13 protein-coding genes are annotated in these 16712 nt (G+C 65.3%); 10 read left to right on the forward strand and 3 right to left on the reverse strand.

Features of this window, described 5'->3' with window-relative positions:
* The first annotated feature begins 8 nt into the window (after positions 1–8).
* The 3 genes from biuH to JQ592_RS18075 are packed head-to-tail and all read left to right on the forward strand — an operon-like array spanning position 9 to position 2720.
* A complete protein-coding gene (biuH, locus tag JQ592_RS18065; protein ID WP_211404155.1) occupies positions 9–692 on the forward strand; it encodes a biuret amidohydrolase in 684 nt (227 codons plus the stop codon).
* Positions 689–2221: an ABC transporter ATP-binding protein gene (locus JQ592_RS18070; RefSeq protein WP_211404156.1), complete on the forward strand. Its 1533-nt coding sequence runs from the start codon at positions 689–691 to the stop codon at positions 2219–2221. Before biuH ends, JQ592_RS18070 begins: the two co-directional genes overlap by 4 nt.
* Before the next feature lie 13 nt (positions 2222–2234).
* Positions 2235–2720: a nucleoside deaminase gene (locus JQ592_RS18075; protein ID WP_211404157.1), complete on the forward strand. Its 486-nt coding sequence runs from the start codon at positions 2235–2237 to the stop codon at positions 2718–2720.
* 121 nt (positions 2721–2841) lie between these two features.
* On the opposite strand, the gene JQ592_RS18080 is transcribed toward JQ592_RS18075, so the two are convergent.
* Positions 2842–3951, reverse strand: a complete 1110-nt coding sequence (locus JQ592_RS18080) for a hypothetical protein (RefSeq protein WP_211404158.1) — start codon at positions 3949–3951, stop codon at positions 2842–2844.
* A gap of 582 nt (positions 3952–4533) precedes the next feature.
* Here JQ592_RS18080 and JQ592_RS18085 point away from each other — a divergent pair.
* The 4 genes from JQ592_RS18085 to JQ592_RS18100 all read left to right on the forward strand — a co-directional run bounded on the left by JQ592_RS18085 (position 4534) and on the right by JQ592_RS18100 (position 9238).
* Positions 4534–6105, forward strand: a complete 1572-nt coding sequence (locus tag JQ592_RS18085; protein ID WP_211404159.1) for an ABC transporter ATP-binding protein — start codon at positions 4534–4536, stop codon at positions 6103–6105.
* Positions 6089–7180 (forward strand): ABC transporter permease, encoded by a 1092-nt coding sequence (locus JQ592_RS18090; RefSeq protein ID WP_211404160.1) that lies wholly within the window; start codon positions 6089–6091, stop codon positions 7178–7180. Before JQ592_RS18085 ends, JQ592_RS18090 begins: the two co-directional genes overlap by 17 nt.
* Positions 7167–8084 carry an ABC transporter permease gene (locus JQ592_RS18095; protein ID WP_211404161.1) on the forward strand — a complete coding sequence of 306 codons (918 nt, stop codon included), beginning with the start codon at positions 7167–7169 and terminating at the stop codon, positions 8082–8084. Before JQ592_RS18090 ends, JQ592_RS18095 begins: the two co-directional genes overlap by 14 nt.
* Before the next feature lie 77 nt (positions 8085–8161).
* Complete coding sequence (locus JQ592_RS18100; RefSeq protein ID WP_211404162.1) at positions 8162–9238, forward strand: BMP family ABC transporter substrate-binding protein; 1077 nt, start codon at positions 8162–8164, stop codon at positions 9236–9238.
* A gap of 110 nt (positions 9239–9348) precedes the next feature.
* On the opposite strand, the gene JQ592_RS18105 is transcribed toward JQ592_RS18100, so the two are convergent.
* Positions 9349–10698, reverse strand: a complete 1350-nt coding sequence (locus tag JQ592_RS18105; protein WP_211404163.1) for an 8-oxoguanine deaminase — start codon at positions 10696–10698, stop codon at positions 9349–9351.
* 154 nt (positions 10699–10852) lie between these two features.
* Between JQ592_RS18105 and JQ592_RS18110 the strand changes: the two genes are divergently transcribed.
* Genes JQ592_RS18110 through JQ592_RS18120 form a run of 3 tightly spaced genes read left to right on the forward strand, consistent with a single transcriptional unit; the run spans position 10853 to position 15822 of the window.
* Entirely contained in the window at positions 10853–11680 is an 828-nt protein-coding gene (locus tag JQ592_RS18110) for an FAD binding domain-containing protein (RefSeq protein WP_211404164.1), read from the forward strand.
* Positions 11677–14400 (forward strand): molybdopterin-dependent oxidoreductase, encoded by a 2724-nt coding sequence (locus JQ592_RS18115; protein ID WP_211404165.1) that lies wholly within the window; start codon positions 11677–11679, stop codon positions 14398–14400. The genes JQ592_RS18110 and JQ592_RS18115 overlap by 4 nt, the downstream gene beginning before the upstream one ends.
* Before the next feature lie 24 nt (positions 14401–14424).
* Positions 14425–15822, forward strand: a complete 1398-nt coding sequence (locus tag JQ592_RS18120; RefSeq protein ID WP_211404166.1) for a nucleobase:cation symporter-2 family protein — start codon at positions 14425–14427, stop codon at positions 15820–15822.
* On the opposite strand, the gene uraD is transcribed toward JQ592_RS18120, so the two are convergent.
* Complete coding sequence (gene uraD, locus JQ592_RS18125; RefSeq protein ID WP_211404167.1) at positions 15819–16706, reverse strand: 2-oxo-4-hydroxy-4-carboxy-5-ureidoimidazoline decarboxylase; 888 nt, start codon at positions 16704–16706, stop codon at positions 15819–15821. The two genes, JQ592_RS18120 and uraD, sit on opposite strands and share 4 nt — an antisense overlap.
* Between the last annotated feature and the right edge of the window lie 6 nt (positions 16707–16712).

A 16712-nucleotide genomic window follows, 5' to 3' on the forward strand; every position in this document is an offset into this window, starting at 1 on the left:
GGTCATCCATGCCCGAGCGCTACATCAAGTCCGAGCCCTATGCCTGGCCCTACAATGGTGATCTTCGCCCCGAGAACACGGCGCTGATCATCATCGACATGCAGACCGATTTCTGCGGCGTCGGCGGCTATGTCGACAAGATGGGCTATGACCTCTCCCTGACGCGGGCGCCGATCGAGCCGATCAAGAAGCTGCTCGCCGCGATGCGGAGCCAAGGCTTTCACATCATCCATACCCGCGAAGGCCACCGCCCCGATCTCTCCGACCTTCCCGCCAACAAGCGCTGGCGCTCGCGCCAGATCGGCGCCGGCATCGGCGATCCCGGTCCGTGCGGACGCATCCTGGTGCGCGGTGAACCCGGCTGGGACATCATCGAGGAACTGGCGCCGCTGCCGGGCGAGCCGATCATCGACAAGCCAGGCAAAGGCTCGTTCTGCGCCACCGACCTGGAGCTGATCCTGCGCGTCCGCGGCATCGAGAACATCGTGCTGACCGGCATCACCACCGACGTCTGCGTCCACACCACCATGCGCGAGGCCAACGACCGCGGCTTCGAATGCGTGCTGCTGCACGATTGCTGCGGCGCCACCGACAAGAGCAACCACGACCACGCGCTGAAGATGATCAAGATGCAGGGCGGCGTGTTCGGCGCAGTCTCGAGCTCCGATGCCTTCATCGGAGCGATTTCGTGATCATCGGCGAAACGCCTCCGCCGTCGGGCGCCTTCGGCGTCGATGCCATCGCCATGACCATGCGCTTCGGTGACTTCCTGGCGCTCGATAATGTCGAGCTGAAAGTGCGGCCGGGCTCGTTCCACGCATTGCTCGGCGAGAACGGCGCCGGCAAGTCGACCCTCGTCAAATGCATCATGGGCTACTACCACGCGACCGAAGGCGACATCATCGTCGGCGGCCGCGAGCAGGCGATCGCCAATCCGAAGGACGCCCACGCGCTCGGCCTCGGCATGGTCTACCAGCATTTCACGCTGGTGCCGGCGATGACGGTTGCCGAAAATCTCGTGCTGGCGCGCGACAATGTGCCAGCCATGGTGAACTGGCCAAAGGAGATGAAGGAGCTCGAGGCGTTCCTCGCCCGCATGCCCTTCAAGGTGCCGCTCTCCGCAAAAGTCTCCGACATCTCCGCCGGCGAGCGCCAAAAATGCGAGATCCTCAAGCAGCTCTATCTGAAGCGGCGCTTCCTGATCCTGGACGAGCCGACCTCGGTGCTGACGCCGGCGGAAGCGGACGAAGTGCTCGGCATGCTCCGCGACATGGTGGTCAGGGGCGAGCTGACGATCCTGATGATCACGCACAAGTTTCGCGAGGTCATGGCCTTCGCTGACGAGGTCACGATCCTTCGCCGCGGCAAGCTCGCCGGAGCCGGCAAGGTCGCCGAGCTGACGCCGGATGCGATGGCGCGCACCATGATCGGCGCTGAGGAGCTGACGGTGCAGCCGCCGCGCACAGGCGAAGCCGGTCAGGCCCGGCTGGAACTCGAGAAGGTTCGGGCGCTCGACGACGCCGGCGCAATCGCCGTGCACGATGTTTCCCTGACCGTGCGTGCCGGGGAGATCGTCGGCATCGCCGGCGTGTCCGGCAACGGCCAGCGCCAGCTCGTCGAAGTACTGGCTGGCCAGCGCGAGGCCGAGAGCGGCGAGGTGCGCGTCGCGGGCGATCCCTATCACGCCAGCCGCGAGGAGATGCGGCGCCACAGGATGTCGCTGCTGCCCGAGGAGCCGCTGAAGAACGCCTGCGTCGGCGGAATGAGCGTCGCCGACAACATCGCCTTCCGCGAGTTCGACCGCGCGCCTTTCGCCAGCGGCGGCTGGTGGCTCAATCGCAGCGCCTTCCGCAACGACGCCAGGAAGAAGATCGCGCAGTACAAGATCAAGACCCGCACGCCGGATACGCCGATCTCGGCACTCTCGGGCGGTAACGTCCAGCGCGCCGTGCTCGCCCGGGAACTTGCGGGTGACGTCGAGGTGCTGATCGCTGCCAATCCCTGCTTCGGCCTCGACTTCGCGGCAGTCGCGCAGATCCACGCCGAGATCATGGCCGCGCGCAACCGCGGCGCCGCGGTGCTGCTCGTCAGCGAGGACCTCGACGAACTGCTCGAACTGTCCGATAGGCTGGTGGTGATGTTCCACGGCGAATTCGTGTATGAAGCACGGACCAGCGAGGCCGATCTCACCGTGGTCGGCCGGCACATGGCGGGTCATTGATCGCGGAGGAGCGATGAGCGAGGCAACCGAACGCGACGAACACTTCTTACGTTTGTCCTTCGCGGTCGCCCGGCGCTCGCTCACCCATGGCAACCACCCCTTCGGCTGCATCGTCGTCGATGCCGACGGCAAGGTGCTGATCGAGAGCGAGAACGGCTATATGCCGGATCACGACGGCACCGCGCATGCCGAGCGCCTCGCGGCCACGCAGGCCTGCCGCACGCTCAGCCGCGACGTGCTGGCGAGGGCCACCCTCTACTCCTCCGCCGAACCCTGCGCGATGTGCGCCGGCGCGATCTACTGGGCCGGCATCGGCCGCGTCGTCTACGGCCTCAGCGAGCACCGCCTGCGCAGCGTCACCGGCAACCACCCGGAGAACCCGACGCTCGATTTGCCCTGCCGTGAGGTGTTTGCCAGCGGCCAGCGACCGACGGAGATCGTGGGACCGCTGCTCGAAGACGAAGCCGAAGCGCTGCACGATGGCGTGTGGACGAAGTAGCAAACAAGAACTCGACTTCGTAGGGTGGGTTACGCCTTCGGCTAACCCATCCACAAACGAAGATGGCGCCGCGGAGGTTTGACGCGGCGCCATCGTCTTTCACCTGAAATACCTCAGGTGGCTAGAACTTCACGGTGATACCGGAGTAGAGCGAGGACTCGGTGCAGGACCCGGTGCTCACCCTCGCCCCGCCGACCAAGGTGGTGCAGGCAACTGCGTTGTTGTGATCGAGGCCGAACTTGTTCTGCCAGTAGCGATAGGCCACCCAGACATCGACGAAGTGCGAGTACTTCTCACCCCAGATCGCCTTCGAGGCATCCATCGTCAGGCGGATCGGCTCCGAGTTGAACTCGACCTTGGTGGGATAGACGCCGTTGGCAACGCTGGCCGGAAGCGGCTCGGTGTCCGTTCCTTTCTTGCCATACCAGCCGGCGCGGCCGCTGATCGAGAAATACTGCATGTTCGGCGGCAGGAAGCCGAGGTCCATGTAGTAGTTGGTCTCGATCGCCCAGGTCGGCTTGAACGAGGTGTTGCCGTCGGTGAGACACGGGGCCATCCAGCCGGCGCCGCACTGCGAGAAGGAGTTGTGGTTCGCGAACTCCCAATACACCAGCGGCGCTACGTTGAAGTAGCCCTTGTAGGGAAGGTCGAAAGCGAACTGCAGACCGGCGACGACGTCACGCTTGGCAGCGCCGAAATAGCGGTTCTCGGTGTTGGCATCCATGCCAACCTCGAACGAGATGTTGTGCAGCGGGCCTTGCGTGAAAGCCTTGGTGTTGAAGAGCTCGTTCCAGCCGAAGGTCGAGCGGAACAGGCCGTAGATTTCAGTCGCCCCGGCGCAGCTCGCCGGTGTGAAGGCGAAGCCCGCCGCCGGCGAAACGATACCGCCGGTCTGCGTGCACGGACCTGCCGGATCGTTGTGATCCGACTTGAACATCGAGATGGTGAAGAAGTTGGTGCCGTAAGCCCAGGCGTCGAAGTGGGTGAAGGAGTAGACTTGCTTCGTCGTCTTGGCGTTGATCACACCGTTGGTGTTGGTGAACGCACCGGGCTGCGAGGCGTTGAAGATGTAGGAGAAGGTGACGCGGTCGTCGATCACCAGGAAGAACGGAAGGTCCGGCGCCTTCTTGGCAGCCTTGACCGGCAAATCCGCCGCCTGAGCCAGGCCACCGATGGCGAGCGTAGCAAGTGACAGCGCCGCCGCTGCAATTGCCTTGAAACGAAACGACATCCTGATACCCCCAAGTTTGGACACGTAAAAATGAACGTCCCTTGGGTGCGACACTTGCGCCGATCTCCCGGAGTGAGAAGCCTCAACTTTTTTCAAGGCATGCCGTTTGTTTCGGCAGTGGCCGACGTCTCCTTTCGGGATTTTGAGTGCATTTGCGTGCCATGCGCATTGTTACGCGGCGATACGCGGCTGGCGATTGCCAGACATTCCCGTTTGATTTTGTTCGCATTTCGTGTCGAACGAGCAAGGCGGGCCAAATTGCCGACGGCGCATGATGCGGCGATCCGACTTTGCATACGCGTTCTGGCGCGATTTTGCTCAGCGTCAGATCAAGGCTGCACAGGGGGTTCCGATTTGGTTTGTACCGTCACAAATTTGCAACAGGCGTCACGCGCGAGCACGACCCTCACCGGACGGTCCGAAGGGTGCGCGAGGCGATCCGCGCTCGGCGAGAGCCACGACTCGCCGACACCACGCGCCTGCCGAAGCGTTGAGCAAGGGATGACGCTTTTTCACACCTTACGCGGCGGTTCAAACTAGCCCACTATTGAGGCACTTCACCCCATGCAAGCGCATCAGCGAATGTTAGATCCGACGCCTAACGGCCTGCATTCCGGCGAGTCCCCGTTGCTTCAGACGCTCGGGCTCACCAAGCGCTATGGCGATTTCCTCGCCAACGACTCCATCGACATCGACATCTGGCCGAAGGAGATTCACGCCCTGCTCGGCGAGAACGGCGCCGGCAAGTCGACGCTGGTCAAGGCGATCTACGGGCTGATCCAGCCCAGCGCCGGCGAGATTCGCTGGCAGGGCGAGCGAATCGTCCTGTCTGGTCCATCCGAAGCGCGCAGCCGCGGCATCGGTATGGTGTTCCAGCACTTCTCGCTGTTCGACAATCTCACCGTCGCCGAGAACGTCGCACTCGGCCTCGATGGGAAAGAATCCTTCAAGGACATGTCGGCGCGGCTGGAGCAGGTGTCGAAGACCTATGGCCTGCCGCTCGATCCCAGGCGCGAGGTCTGGCAATTGTCGGTCGGCGAGCGCCAGCGTATCGAGATCGTCCGCGCCCTGATGCAGGACCCGAAATTCCTGATCCTGGACGAGCCAACCGCGGTGCTGACGCCGCAGGAGGCCGACCAGCTCTTCATCGTGCTCGAGCGCCTCAAAGCCGAAGGCCGCGCCATCCTCTATATCAGCCACAAGCTGGAGGAGGTAAAGCGCCTCTGCGACACCGCAACGATCCTGCGCGGCGGCAAGAAGGTCGAGACCTGCAATCCCAGGCTGGAGACCGCAGCTTCGCTAGCCCGCATGATGGTCGGCGGTGAGATCAAGGAAGTGAAGGCCCCCGCCGGCCGGCAGACGACGGTGCCGCGCCTGGTGGTCAACGATCTCTCGCTCGCTCCGAGCGAGGCGCACGGCGTGCGGCTCGAGCACATCTCGTTCGAGCTGAAGGGCGGCGAGATCCTCGGCATCGCCGGCGTCGCCGGCAACGGCCAGGACGAACTCTTTGCCGCGCTATCCGGGGAGCGGCTGTCCAGGGATCCCGGCACCGTGGTGATCGAAGGCATCGCCGCCGGCCACCTCTCGATCACGCAGCGCCGCAAGCTGGGCGCGGCTTTCGTTCCGGAGGAGCGGCTCGGCCACGGCACCGCGCCGCGGATGAGACTGTCGGAGAACGCGTTGCTGACCGGGCACGCCGCCAGCGGCATGGTCCGTCGCGGCTTCATCGACACCGCGGCGACGCTGAAGACGGTTGATCGCGCGACCGAAACTTTTGATGTGCGCAAGGCCAAGCGCGATCCCGAGGCCGCGAGCTTGTCCGGCGGCAATCTGCAGAAGTTCATCGTGGGACGCGAGATCCTGCGCAACCCGGCGGTGCTGGTGGTGAGCCAGCCGACCTGGGGCGTCGACGCTGGCGCCGCCGCGGTGATCCGCCAGGCGCTGCTCGATCTCGCAACCGCCGGCGCCGCCGTGCTGGTGACCAGCCAGGATCTCGACGAGCTCGCCGAGATCGCCGACCGCATCGCCGTGATGTTCCACGGCCGGCTCTCGGCCCCGCTCGCAACAAGCGAAGCGACCCGCGAAAAGCTCGGCCTTCTCATGGGCGGCAGCAGCCTGGAGCCGAAGGAGGCCGCGCATGCAGTTGGTGCTTGAGAAGCGCGCCGAGCGTTCCAATACGATCGCGCTGGTCTCGCCGCTGATCGCGATCGGTCTCACGATCGTCACCATGATCATCCTGTTCGCGATTCTCGGCAAGAATCCGCTGCTCGCGCTGCATGCCTACTTCGTCGCGCCTCTCACCGACGGCTACTCGCTGCAGGAGATCGCGGTGAAGGCAACGCCGCTGGTGATGATCGCGATCGGCCTGTCGCTCTGTTATCTCGCCAATGCCTGGAACATCGGCGCCGAAGGGCAATTCCTGATCGGCGCCGTCGCCGGAAGCTGGATCGCGGTGAAGACCCAGGGCACCGATGCCGGCGCCTGGGTGCTGCCGGCGATGCTCGTGCTGGCAGCCGCCGCCGGCGCGCTCTACGCGCTGATCCCTGCGATCTGCAAGGTGAAGTTCGGCGCCAGCGAGATCCTGACCAGCCTGATGCTGGTCTATGTCGCCGATCTTTTTCTCGATTATCTCGTGCGCGGCCCCTGGCGCGATCCGCACGGCTTCAATTTCCCCACCACCGCGGAGTTCGATCCGGTCGCAACCGTTCCGCTGCTGATCGAAGGCGGGCGGCTGCACCTCGGCTCCATCATCGCGCTGCTCGTCGTCGCGGCAGCCGCCATCCTGCTCGGGCGCACCATCAAGGGTTTTGAGATCCGCGTGGTCGGCGCCGCGCCGCGCGCAGCGCGGTTCGGCGGCTTCAATGCCAATCAGCTGATCATCCTGACCTTCGCCGTCTCCGGAGCACTGGCCGGCCTTGCCGGCATCATCGAGGTCGCCGGTCCCGTCGGGCATCTCCAGCCCGGCATCTCGCCGGGCTACGGCTTTACCGCGATCATCGTCGCGTTCCTCGGCCGGCTGAACCCGCTTGGAATATTAATTGCAGGCCTTTTCCTCGCACTGACCTTTATCGGCGGCGAGCAGGCGCAGATCGCGATGAAGATCCCGTTGGATGTCACCAAGGTGTTTCAGGGCATTCTGCTGTTCTACGTGCTCGCCTGCGACTCCCTCATCCTCTATCGCTTCAAGCTGGTGTTCCCGAACCGACAGGTGGCCCGTGGAACTGGTTGAAGCCATCATCCTGGCGGTGCTCGCTGCATCCACACCGCTCCTGATCGCGGCGACCGGCGAGCTCGTGACCGAGCGCTCCGGCGTGCTCAATCTCGGTGTCGAGGGCATGATGATCGTCGGCGCGGCCTGCGGCTTTGCCGGTGCGTGGCTCACCGGCTCGATTCTGATCGGCGCATTGTTCGGCATCGTCGCGGGCACGCTGATGTCGCTGGTGTTCGCACTGATGGCGCTCGGGCTCGCCGTCAACCAGGTCGCGACGGGTCTCGCGCTGACCATTCTCGGCATCGGGCTGTCAGGCCTGATCGGCGCCGGCTTCGTCGGCGAACGGATCACGCCGGCGGTCCACCTCTACATTCCCGGCCTTACCGACATGCCGCTGATCGGCCGCGTGTTGTTCGGCGAGGACGGCTTCGTCTATTTCTCCATCGCTCTCATCATCGGCGTCTGGTGGTTCCTGTACCGCACGCGGGCGGGATTGATCCTGCGCGCCTGCGGTGACAATCACGTCTCCGCGCATGCGCTGGGCTATCCCGTGCTGCGCATCCGCACATTCTCCGTGATGTTCGGCGGCGCCTGCGCCGGACTTGCCGGAGCTTACCTGCCGCTCGCCTATACGCCGTTCTTCATTCCCGGCATGACCGCGGGCCGCGGCTGGATCGCACTGGCGCTGGTGGTGTTCGCGTCCTGGCGCCCGGGCCGCCTCGTGGTCGGCGCGTATCTGTTCGGTGCGGTGACGATCCTGCAACTGCACGCGCAGGGCTGGGGCGTCGGCATTCCCTCGCAATTCATGTCTGCGCTGCCTTACCTCGCGACCGTCATCGTGCTGGTCCTGCTCTCCCGCGCGCGCACCGGCGGCTCGACCGCACCGGCCGCGCTCGGCACCGTATTCGTGCCTGACCGCTGAGTTTCATTTCCGCGGCGTGCGCGATGGGGCGCGCACGTTGCGGATCGTGGCTTTCCCCTGATGTTTGGAGATTGATGATGAGGAAATCACTTCTTGCGCTGGCTGCCGGGCTCTTGCTTGCCGGGAGCGTCAGCGCAGCCTCCGCCGCCGACAAGCTCAAGGTCGGCTTCATTTACCTGGGCCCGATCGGAGACCTCGGCTGGACCTACCAGCATGACGTCGGCCGGCAGGCGCTGGTGAAGGAATTGGGCGACAAGATCGAGACCACCTATCTCGAGAATGTGCCCGAAGGTCCCGACGCCGAGCGCGCCATCGAGCAGCTCGTCCGCGCCGGCAACAAGCTGATCTTCACCACCTCGTTCGGCTACATGGATCCGACGCTGAAGGTCGCCAAGAAGTATCCGAACGTGCATTTCGAGCACGCCACCGGCTACAAGCGCGACAAGAACATGTCGACCTATTCGGCCAAATGGTACCAGGGCCGCTACATCCAGGGCCTGATCGCGGCCAAGATGTCGAAGTCCGGCGTGCTCGGCTATATCGGCTCGTTCCCGATCCCCGAGGTCGTCTCCGGCATCAACGCGACGATCCTGGCGGCGCAGACCATCAACCCGAACATCAAGGTCAAGATCATCTGGGCCAACACGTGGTTCGACCCGGGCAAGGAAGCCGACGCCGCCAAGGCGCTGATCGACCAGGGCGCCGACGTCATCATGCAGCACACGGATTCGCCGGCGGCGATGCAGATCGCCAGCGAGCGCGGCAAGCTCGCCTTCGGCCAGGATTCCGAGATGATCAAGTTCGGGCCCAAGACCCAGCTGACCTCGATCCTCGACACCTGGGGCCCCTACTACATCGATCGCGTCAAGGCCGAGCTCGCCGGAACCTGGAAGTCCGAGGACACCTGGGGCGGCCTCGACAGCCACATGTTCGCGATGGCGCCCTACACCAACATGCCTGACGACGTGAAGAAGATGGCCGAGGATGCCCAGGCCGCGATCACCGCGGGCAAACTGCACCCGTTCAAGTGCCCGATTGTTGCGCAGGACGGCAAGACGGTCGAGTGCAAGGGCGGCGCCAATCTCGACGACGGCCAGATCCTCGGCATGAATTTCTACGTGAAAGGCATCGACGACAAGCTGCCGGGCAAGTAGCACGCTTCTTGCATTGCCTAAATCACCTGCTCCTCCCGGAGGAGGTTCGGAGGGGGTGGCCAGAAGCACCCGGCACTTGTGGTCGCCCCCTCTTTCAATTTTCGGATTGATTATCCCGCCTGCATGGCCCGCGCCGCCGAACTGTGGCGGCGGATGAGATCGGCCACATCCAGGCCCGGGATCGCGCCATCGGTCACGGCCCAGTTCCCCGCCACCATCACCCGGTCGGCCCGATGCGCCCCGCACAGCACCAGCGCCGCCAGGGGATCGCCATGGCCGGAGAAGCGCAGCTCGTCGAGCTTGAATAGCGCCAGGTCCGCCGCCTTGCCGACCGCGATCTCACCGAGCTCGGGACGGCCGACGCAGGCTGCCGAGCCCCTGGTGGCCCAGCGCAGCGCATCCTTATGGCTGACCTTCGTCACGCCGTAACGCGCCCGCTGCAGCAGGAAGGCCGCGCGCACCTCCTGCATCAGGTTCGATCCGTCGTTCGAGGCAGAGCCGTCGACCCCGATGCCGATCCCGACGCCGGCCTCCTCCATCTCGCAGACCGGGCAACAGCCGGACGCCAGCAGCTGGTTGCTGCAGGCGCAATGGCTGACGGTCGTCCCGGCCTTGCCAAGCCGCCTCATCTCGTCCGGATTGAAGAAGATTCCGTGGGCGAGCCAGGTCCGCGCATTGAGCCAGCCGCATTGCTCGAGATAATCGAGCGGACGGCAGCCATACATCTGCTGGCAGAATCTGTTCTCGTCTTCGGTCTCGGCGAGATGGGTGTGCAGGCGTACATCGAGCTTGTCGGCGAGATCGGCGGTGGCGCGCATCAGCGACGTCGTCACCGAGAACGGCGAGCATGGCGCCAGCGCGATCTGCACCATCGCATCCGCCCCGCGCTGATGATGCTTGGCCACAACGCGCGCACTGTCGGCGAGGATGGTGTCCTCGTCCTGCACGACACTGTCGGGCGGCAGCCCGCCGTCGCGCTGTGACAGGTTCATCGAGCCGCGCGTGAGCAGCACACGCACGCCGAGCCGCTTGGCGACACCGACCTCGATATCGACGGATTCCTCGAGCCCCGCCGGGAAGACGTAGTGATGATCCGTCGTGGTGGTGCAGCCCGACAGCAGCAGCTCGGACATCGCCACGGTGACGCCGAGTTCCAGCCGCTCGGGCGTCAGCTTTGCCCACACCGGATAGAGCGCTTGGAGCCAGGGAAACAGCTCGCGGTCCATTGCCGCCGGCAGCGCCCGCGTCAGAGTCTGGTAGAAGTGATGATGCGTGTTGATGAGGCCGGGCAGGACGACGTGGTTACCTGCGTCGAACACCGCGACATCCGCGGTTGCAGGCGTGCCGCCGGCCGGCACGAGCTCGACGATCCGGCCATCCCTGACCACGATCCCGCGCGCAGCACCGTCGGCGAGGATGGCCAGGGGATCCCTGATCCAGATCGGCTTTGCATCGCTCATGGCCCTGCTTCTCCTCACATCTGCTGACGACAGGCCTGCAAGGCGGACGCCAGTCCGAACGCGTTCATGCTACGACTTTGCTTGTTGCGACTTGGCTCCGGTCTTGCAAGACTCTATCGCACGATTCACCGGGCGGAAGCTTGTTGGCGCAGCTATGGATTTGAATACCATCACAGCGGTTGCTCATCCGCAAACGCGCGCGCAGCTGCCCGTTTGGACGCCAGGTGATGCTTGGCTCGCAGGCGGCACCTGGCTGTTCTCGGAGCCGCAAGCGCACCTGAAACGGCTGATCGACCTCACCGATCTGAAATGGCCTGCGCTAACGATCACGGATAGCCATCTCGGCATTGCCGCCACTTGCACCGTCGCGCAGATCGATGGTTTTGCCTGTCCGCCCGACTGGCTCGCAGCGCCTCTGATCAACCAGTGCTGCCGCGCCTTCCTTGCGTCATTCAAGATCTGGAAGACCGCGACCGTCGGCGGCAATCTCTGCATGTCGCTGCCGGCGGGACCGATGATCTCGCTCAGCTCCGCGCTCGACGGTGTCTGCACCATCTGGAAGGCCGGCGGCGGCGAGCAGAAGATTCCGGTCGTCGACTTCGTCACCGGCAACCAGCGCAACCGCCTGACGCCGGGCGACCTGCTCAGGCAGATCGACATCCCGATCACCGCGCTGAAGCGCCGCACGGCGTTTCGCCAGATCTCGCTGGCGCCGGTCGGACGCTCGGCCGCGCTGCTGATCGGCAGCCTCGATGTCGATGGCACGCTGACACTGACGGTCACCGCATCGACGGTGCGGCCGATTCAACTGTCGTTCTCCAAGCCACCCGACGAGAGTGCGTTGCGCGACGCGATCACGCAGCAGATCACCGACGACCTCTACCACACCGACATCCATGGCAAGCCGCTCTGGCGCAAGCACATGACGCTGCGGCTCGCCGAAGAGATTCGCGGCGAACTTCTGGGGGCAACGCCGTCATGAGCTTCGAGGTCAATGGAACGACGTTTGCGCAGGAACCGCGCGCCGGTCAGTGCCTGCGCACGTTCCTGCGCGAGCTCGGCCATTTCGGTGTCAAGAAGGGCTGCGACGCCGGCGATTGCGGCGCCTGCACCGTGCTGCTCGATGGCGAGCCGGTGCATAGCTGCCTGATCCCGGCGTTCCGCGCCGAGGGCCGCACCGTGACCACAATCGAAGGCCTCGGCGGCGACCGCGGCGCGCATCCGATGCAGCAGGCTTTCCTCGATGCGCAGGGTTTCCAATGCGGCTTCTGCACGGCCGGCATGATCCTGACCTGCGCCTCGCTGAACCAGGCGCAGCGCACCGACCTCGGCGCGGCGCTGAAGGGCAATATCTGCCGCTGCACCGGGTATCGCGCGATCGAGGACGCGCTGCTCGGCCAGATCAATGTCGAGGAGAGCGTCGAGCCCGGCACCGCATTCGGCCGCAGCCTGCCGGCCCCCGCAGGTCCCGACGTGGTCCGCGGCAAGGCACGCTACACCTTCGACACCGCGATCGACGGCCTGCTGCACATCAAGCTGCTCCGCTCGCCTCATGCGCACGCGAGAATCATCGCGATCGACACGTCGGAAGCCCTTCGCGTTCCCGGCGTGCACGCGGTGCTGACGCATGAGGACGCACCGTCTGTCCTGATCTCGACCGCACGTCACGAGAAGGACTGGATGGATCCTGAGGACACCCGTGTTCTCGACGACGTCGTGCGCTTCATTGGGCAGAGGGTTGCCGCGGTCGTGGCCGAGAGCGAAGCCGCCGCCGAGGAGGCCTGCCGACGGCTCAAGGTCGAATACGAGATCCTGCCGGCGCTCATTGATCCCGAGCAGGCGATGGCGCCGGGCGCTCCGATCATTCATCCCGACCGCACCACCGCGAACCGCGTTGCCGATCCCCAGCGTAATCTCGCGGCGGAGACGCATGGCGAGTTCGGCGATGTCGCGTCGGCGCTTGCCACATCTGCCGTCACCTTTGAAGCCACCTTCCACAGTCATCGCGTGCAACATGCCGCGCTGGAGACCCATGGCGGTCTCGCCTGGCTCGATGAAGCGGGCGTGCTCAATGTCCGCACCTCGACGCAGGTGCCGTTCCTGACCCGGCGCGCGCTGTCGGATATCTTCCAGCTTCCCATGGACAAGGTTCGCGTGTTTTGCGAGCGCGTCGGCGGCGGGTTTGGCGGCAAGCAGGAGATGTTCGTCGAGGACATCCTGGCGCTCGCCGCGCTGAGGACCGGGCGTCCGGTGAAGCTGGAGCTCACCCGCGAGGAGCAGTTCATCGCGACCTCGACGCGGCATCCGATGCGGGTCCACATCAAGGCCGGCGCCGCTGCCGACGGCAAGCTCACCGCGCTCCAGCTCGACGTGCTCTCCAACACCGGCGCCTACGGTAATCATGCCGGCCCCGTGATGTTTCACTCCCTGTCCGAGTCCATCGCCGTCTACAATTGCCCGAACAAGCGGGTCGACGGCTACGCTGTCTATACCAACACGGTGCCGGCGGGCGCGTTTCGCGGCTACGGCCTGCCGCAGACGCTGATCGCGATCGAGGCCGCGATCGACGAGCTGGCCAGGCAGCTCGGCATCAGTCCCTACGAGATGCGCCGGCGCAACATCGTCAGGCTGGGCGATCCCATGCTGTCGCCGCCGCCATCCGAATTTCACGACGTGCTCTATGGCTCCTACGGGCTCGACCAGTGCCTCGACCTCGTCGAGCGCGCGATGCAGGCGGATGGTCCGCAGCCGGAGCTGTCGCCGGAATGGCTGATCGGCGATGGCGTCGCGCTGACCATGATCGACACCGTGCCGCCGGCCGGCCACATCGCGGATGCGATGATCGCGCTCAACGACGACGGCAGCTTCGACCTTACCGTTGGCACCGCCGAATTCGGCAACGGCACCAGCACCGTCCATCGCCAGATCGCGGCGACGATCCTGGCAACCACCGTCGACAGGATTCGCCTGCGTCAGTCCGACACCGCCCATGGCGGCCACGACACCGGCGCCTATGGTAGCGCCGGCACCTTTGTCGCCGGCAAGGCGACGCAGGCAGCCGCCGTACAGCTTGCAACCGAGCTGACGGCGGCGGCCGCGGACGCCTGGCTTTGCGATGTCGCAGCCTGCGCGCTCGAGGGCGAGACGGTCGTCAGCGGCGTAAGGCGGATGTCCTTTGTTGAATTGGCCAAGCTTGCCCGCGAACGCGGCCAGCCATTCGCAGCCAGCGGCAATTCCGGCGGCACGCCACGCTCGGTCGGCTTCAACGTGCAGGGCTTTCGCGTCGCCGTGAACAAGGGCACCGGCGAGCTCAAGATTCTCAGGAGCGTGCAGGCCGCGGATGCCGGCGTCGTCGCCAACCCCATGCAGTGCCGCGGCCAGGTCGAGGGCGGCGTGGCGCAAGCGCTCGGTGCTGCGCTCTATGAGGAGATGGTGATCGACGAAGGCGGCCGCGTCACCAACCCGAAATTCCGCGATTACCACCTGCCCTCCTTCGCCGACGTGCCGCGCACCGAGGTATTGTTCGCGGAGACGTCGGACACGATCGGGCCGCTTGGCGCCAAGTCGATGAGCGAGAGTCCGTACAATCCGGTCGCCGCGGCGCTCGGCAACGCGATCGCGGACGCCACCGGCATCCGCTTCACCGCGCCGCCTTTCAAGCCGGACCGGCTGTTTCCGGCGCTGCACGATAAGTTCGGCTAGGTCAATGTTTCGGGGGATGCATCCATGACCAGCGAAGTCCATCCCGTCGACCAAGTCCTGCCGGTCCCGCGTCTGCTGGTGCTCGGGCTCCAGCATGTGCTGGTGATGTATGCCGGCGCGGTCGCGGTGCCGCTCATCATCGGGCGCGCGCTGAAGCTGCCGCCCGAGGATGTCGCCTTCCTGATCAGCGCCGACCTGTTCGCCTGCGGGCTTGCGACCCTGGTCCAGTGCGTCGGCTTCCCCGGCGTCGGCATCCGCCTGCCGGTGATGATGGGCGTGACGTTTGCATCGGTCGGCCCGATGCTGTCGATGGCCGCCGCGCCCGAGATCGGCCTGCTCGGCATTTACGGATCCGTCATCGCCGCCGGCCTGTTCGGCATCATCGCAGCGCCGTTCGTCAGCCGCCTGCTGCCGCTGTTTCCGCCTGTCGTCACCGGCACCATCATTCTCGTCATCGGCATTTCCCTGATGCGGGTCGGCATCAACTGGGCCGGCGGCGGCCTGCCGACGCTGACGAAGGTGGTCGATGGCGTTGCCGGCAGCTTTCCCAACCCGGCCTATGGGCAATTGCAGGGCCTCGGCATCTCGCTGTTCGTGCTGCTCTGCATTCTCGGCCTGATCAAATGGGGCTCCGGTTTCGTCGCCAACGTCGCGGTGCTGCTCGGCATCATCGCCGGCGCCGTGCTCGCGAGCATCCTGGGCATGATGCATTTCGACAAGGTAGCCGCCGCCTCCTGGGGTGCACTTGTCATCCCCTTCCGCTTCGGCATGCCGCAGTTTCACCTCGTGCCTGTCGTCACCATGTGCGTCGTCATGATCGTGGTGATGATCGAGTCGCTCGGCATGTTCCTCGCGCTCGGTGACATCACCGGCAAGGCGGTCGACCGCGAGGCGCTGAGCCGGGGCCTGCGCGCCGACGGCGTCGGCACGCTGCTCGGCGGCATCTTCAACACCTTTCCCTATACCTCGTTCTCACAGAATGTCGGCCTCGTCTCGGTCACCGGCGTGCGCTCGCGCTGGGTCACGATCACAGGCGGCGGCATCATGCTCGTGCTCGGCCTGCTACCGAAGCTCGCCGCGCTGGTCGAGGCGGTGCCGCTGGTCGTGCTCGGCGGTGCGGGCCTCGTGATGTTCGGCATGGTCGCGGCGACCGGCGCGCGCATTCTCACCTCGGTCGATTTCCGCACCAATCGCTACAATCTCTTCATCGTCGCGATCTCGATCGGCTTCGGCCTGATCCCGCTCGCCGCGCCCGGCTTCTTCCGCAATCTGCCGCACGATCTCCAGCCGCTGCTGGAGTCCGGCATCTTGCTTTGCGCCGTGGTGTCGGTGCTGCTCAATGCCTTCTTCAACGGCTTGAGCGGCGGCGCTGCCGCGGAGGCGGATGCCGCAGCAGTCGCCTCGTCAGCGCAGCATGTTTAGCTGCCGCGATAGGTCGCGTAGCTCCAGGGCGTCACCAGCAGCGGCACATGGTAGTGGTTTTCCGGCTCGCTGATCGCGAAGCGCAGCGGGATCTCGTCGAGGAACGGCGGGTCTGACAGCGGCACATTGCGCTCGGCGTAATATTTGGCGACGCTGAAGCGGAGTTCGTAGCGGCCGATCGGCAATGGGCGGCCACCGATCAAGGGCTGGTCGGTGCGACCATCCGCATTGGTGACAGTGCGCGCGATGATGCGGCTTTCGCCGAGCGCAGAGAGCTCGACGAGCTCCACCGGAATACCGGGCGCGGGCCTGCCGGCGTGGTTGTCCAGCACATGCGTCGAGAGCCGGCCGTGCACCTTCAGCTTGTCGTCGGCGACGACGAGCTGATCGAGCCGCAGCGCCGAGATGCGGCCAATCTCCTCGATCGCACGCCGCGTCTCGGTCTTGGCGATGTTGAGCAGCCGCGTCTCGAAGTCGCGCAGCACGGAATCCTTGGTGTGCCGGCGCACGCAGACGATATAGGGGAAACCGAACTTGTCGCGGTACGCATTGTTGACGCGCTCGAACGCGGCGTATTCGGCGTCGGACAGCCGGTCGAGGCCGGCGCTGTTCTGCTCGTCGGTCGATTCCGCCGTGAGGCCCGCCGCACGCTGGGTCTTGTTGGCGAGATCGGGATGCGCCCGGATCAGCGCCAGCTGCACGTCGGGCTCTGCGCTCTGGATCGCCGCCATCAGCGCGGCGTGCAATTGCTGGATACCGACGAAGGGCCGTTGTCCGGCGAGCTGCTCGGCGATCCACGGCGAATATTCGACGACGTTGGCGAGCGCGGCGACGAAATCGGCCTTGCTTGCAGCATTGAGATCGGCGAGCGAAATTTGCGACATCACAGC

The sequence above is a fragment of the Bradyrhizobium iriomotense genome (genome assembly GCF_018129405.1).
GTDB lineage: Bacteria > Pseudomonadota > Alphaproteobacteria > Rhizobiales > Xanthobacteraceae > Bradyrhizobium > Bradyrhizobium iriomotense_B.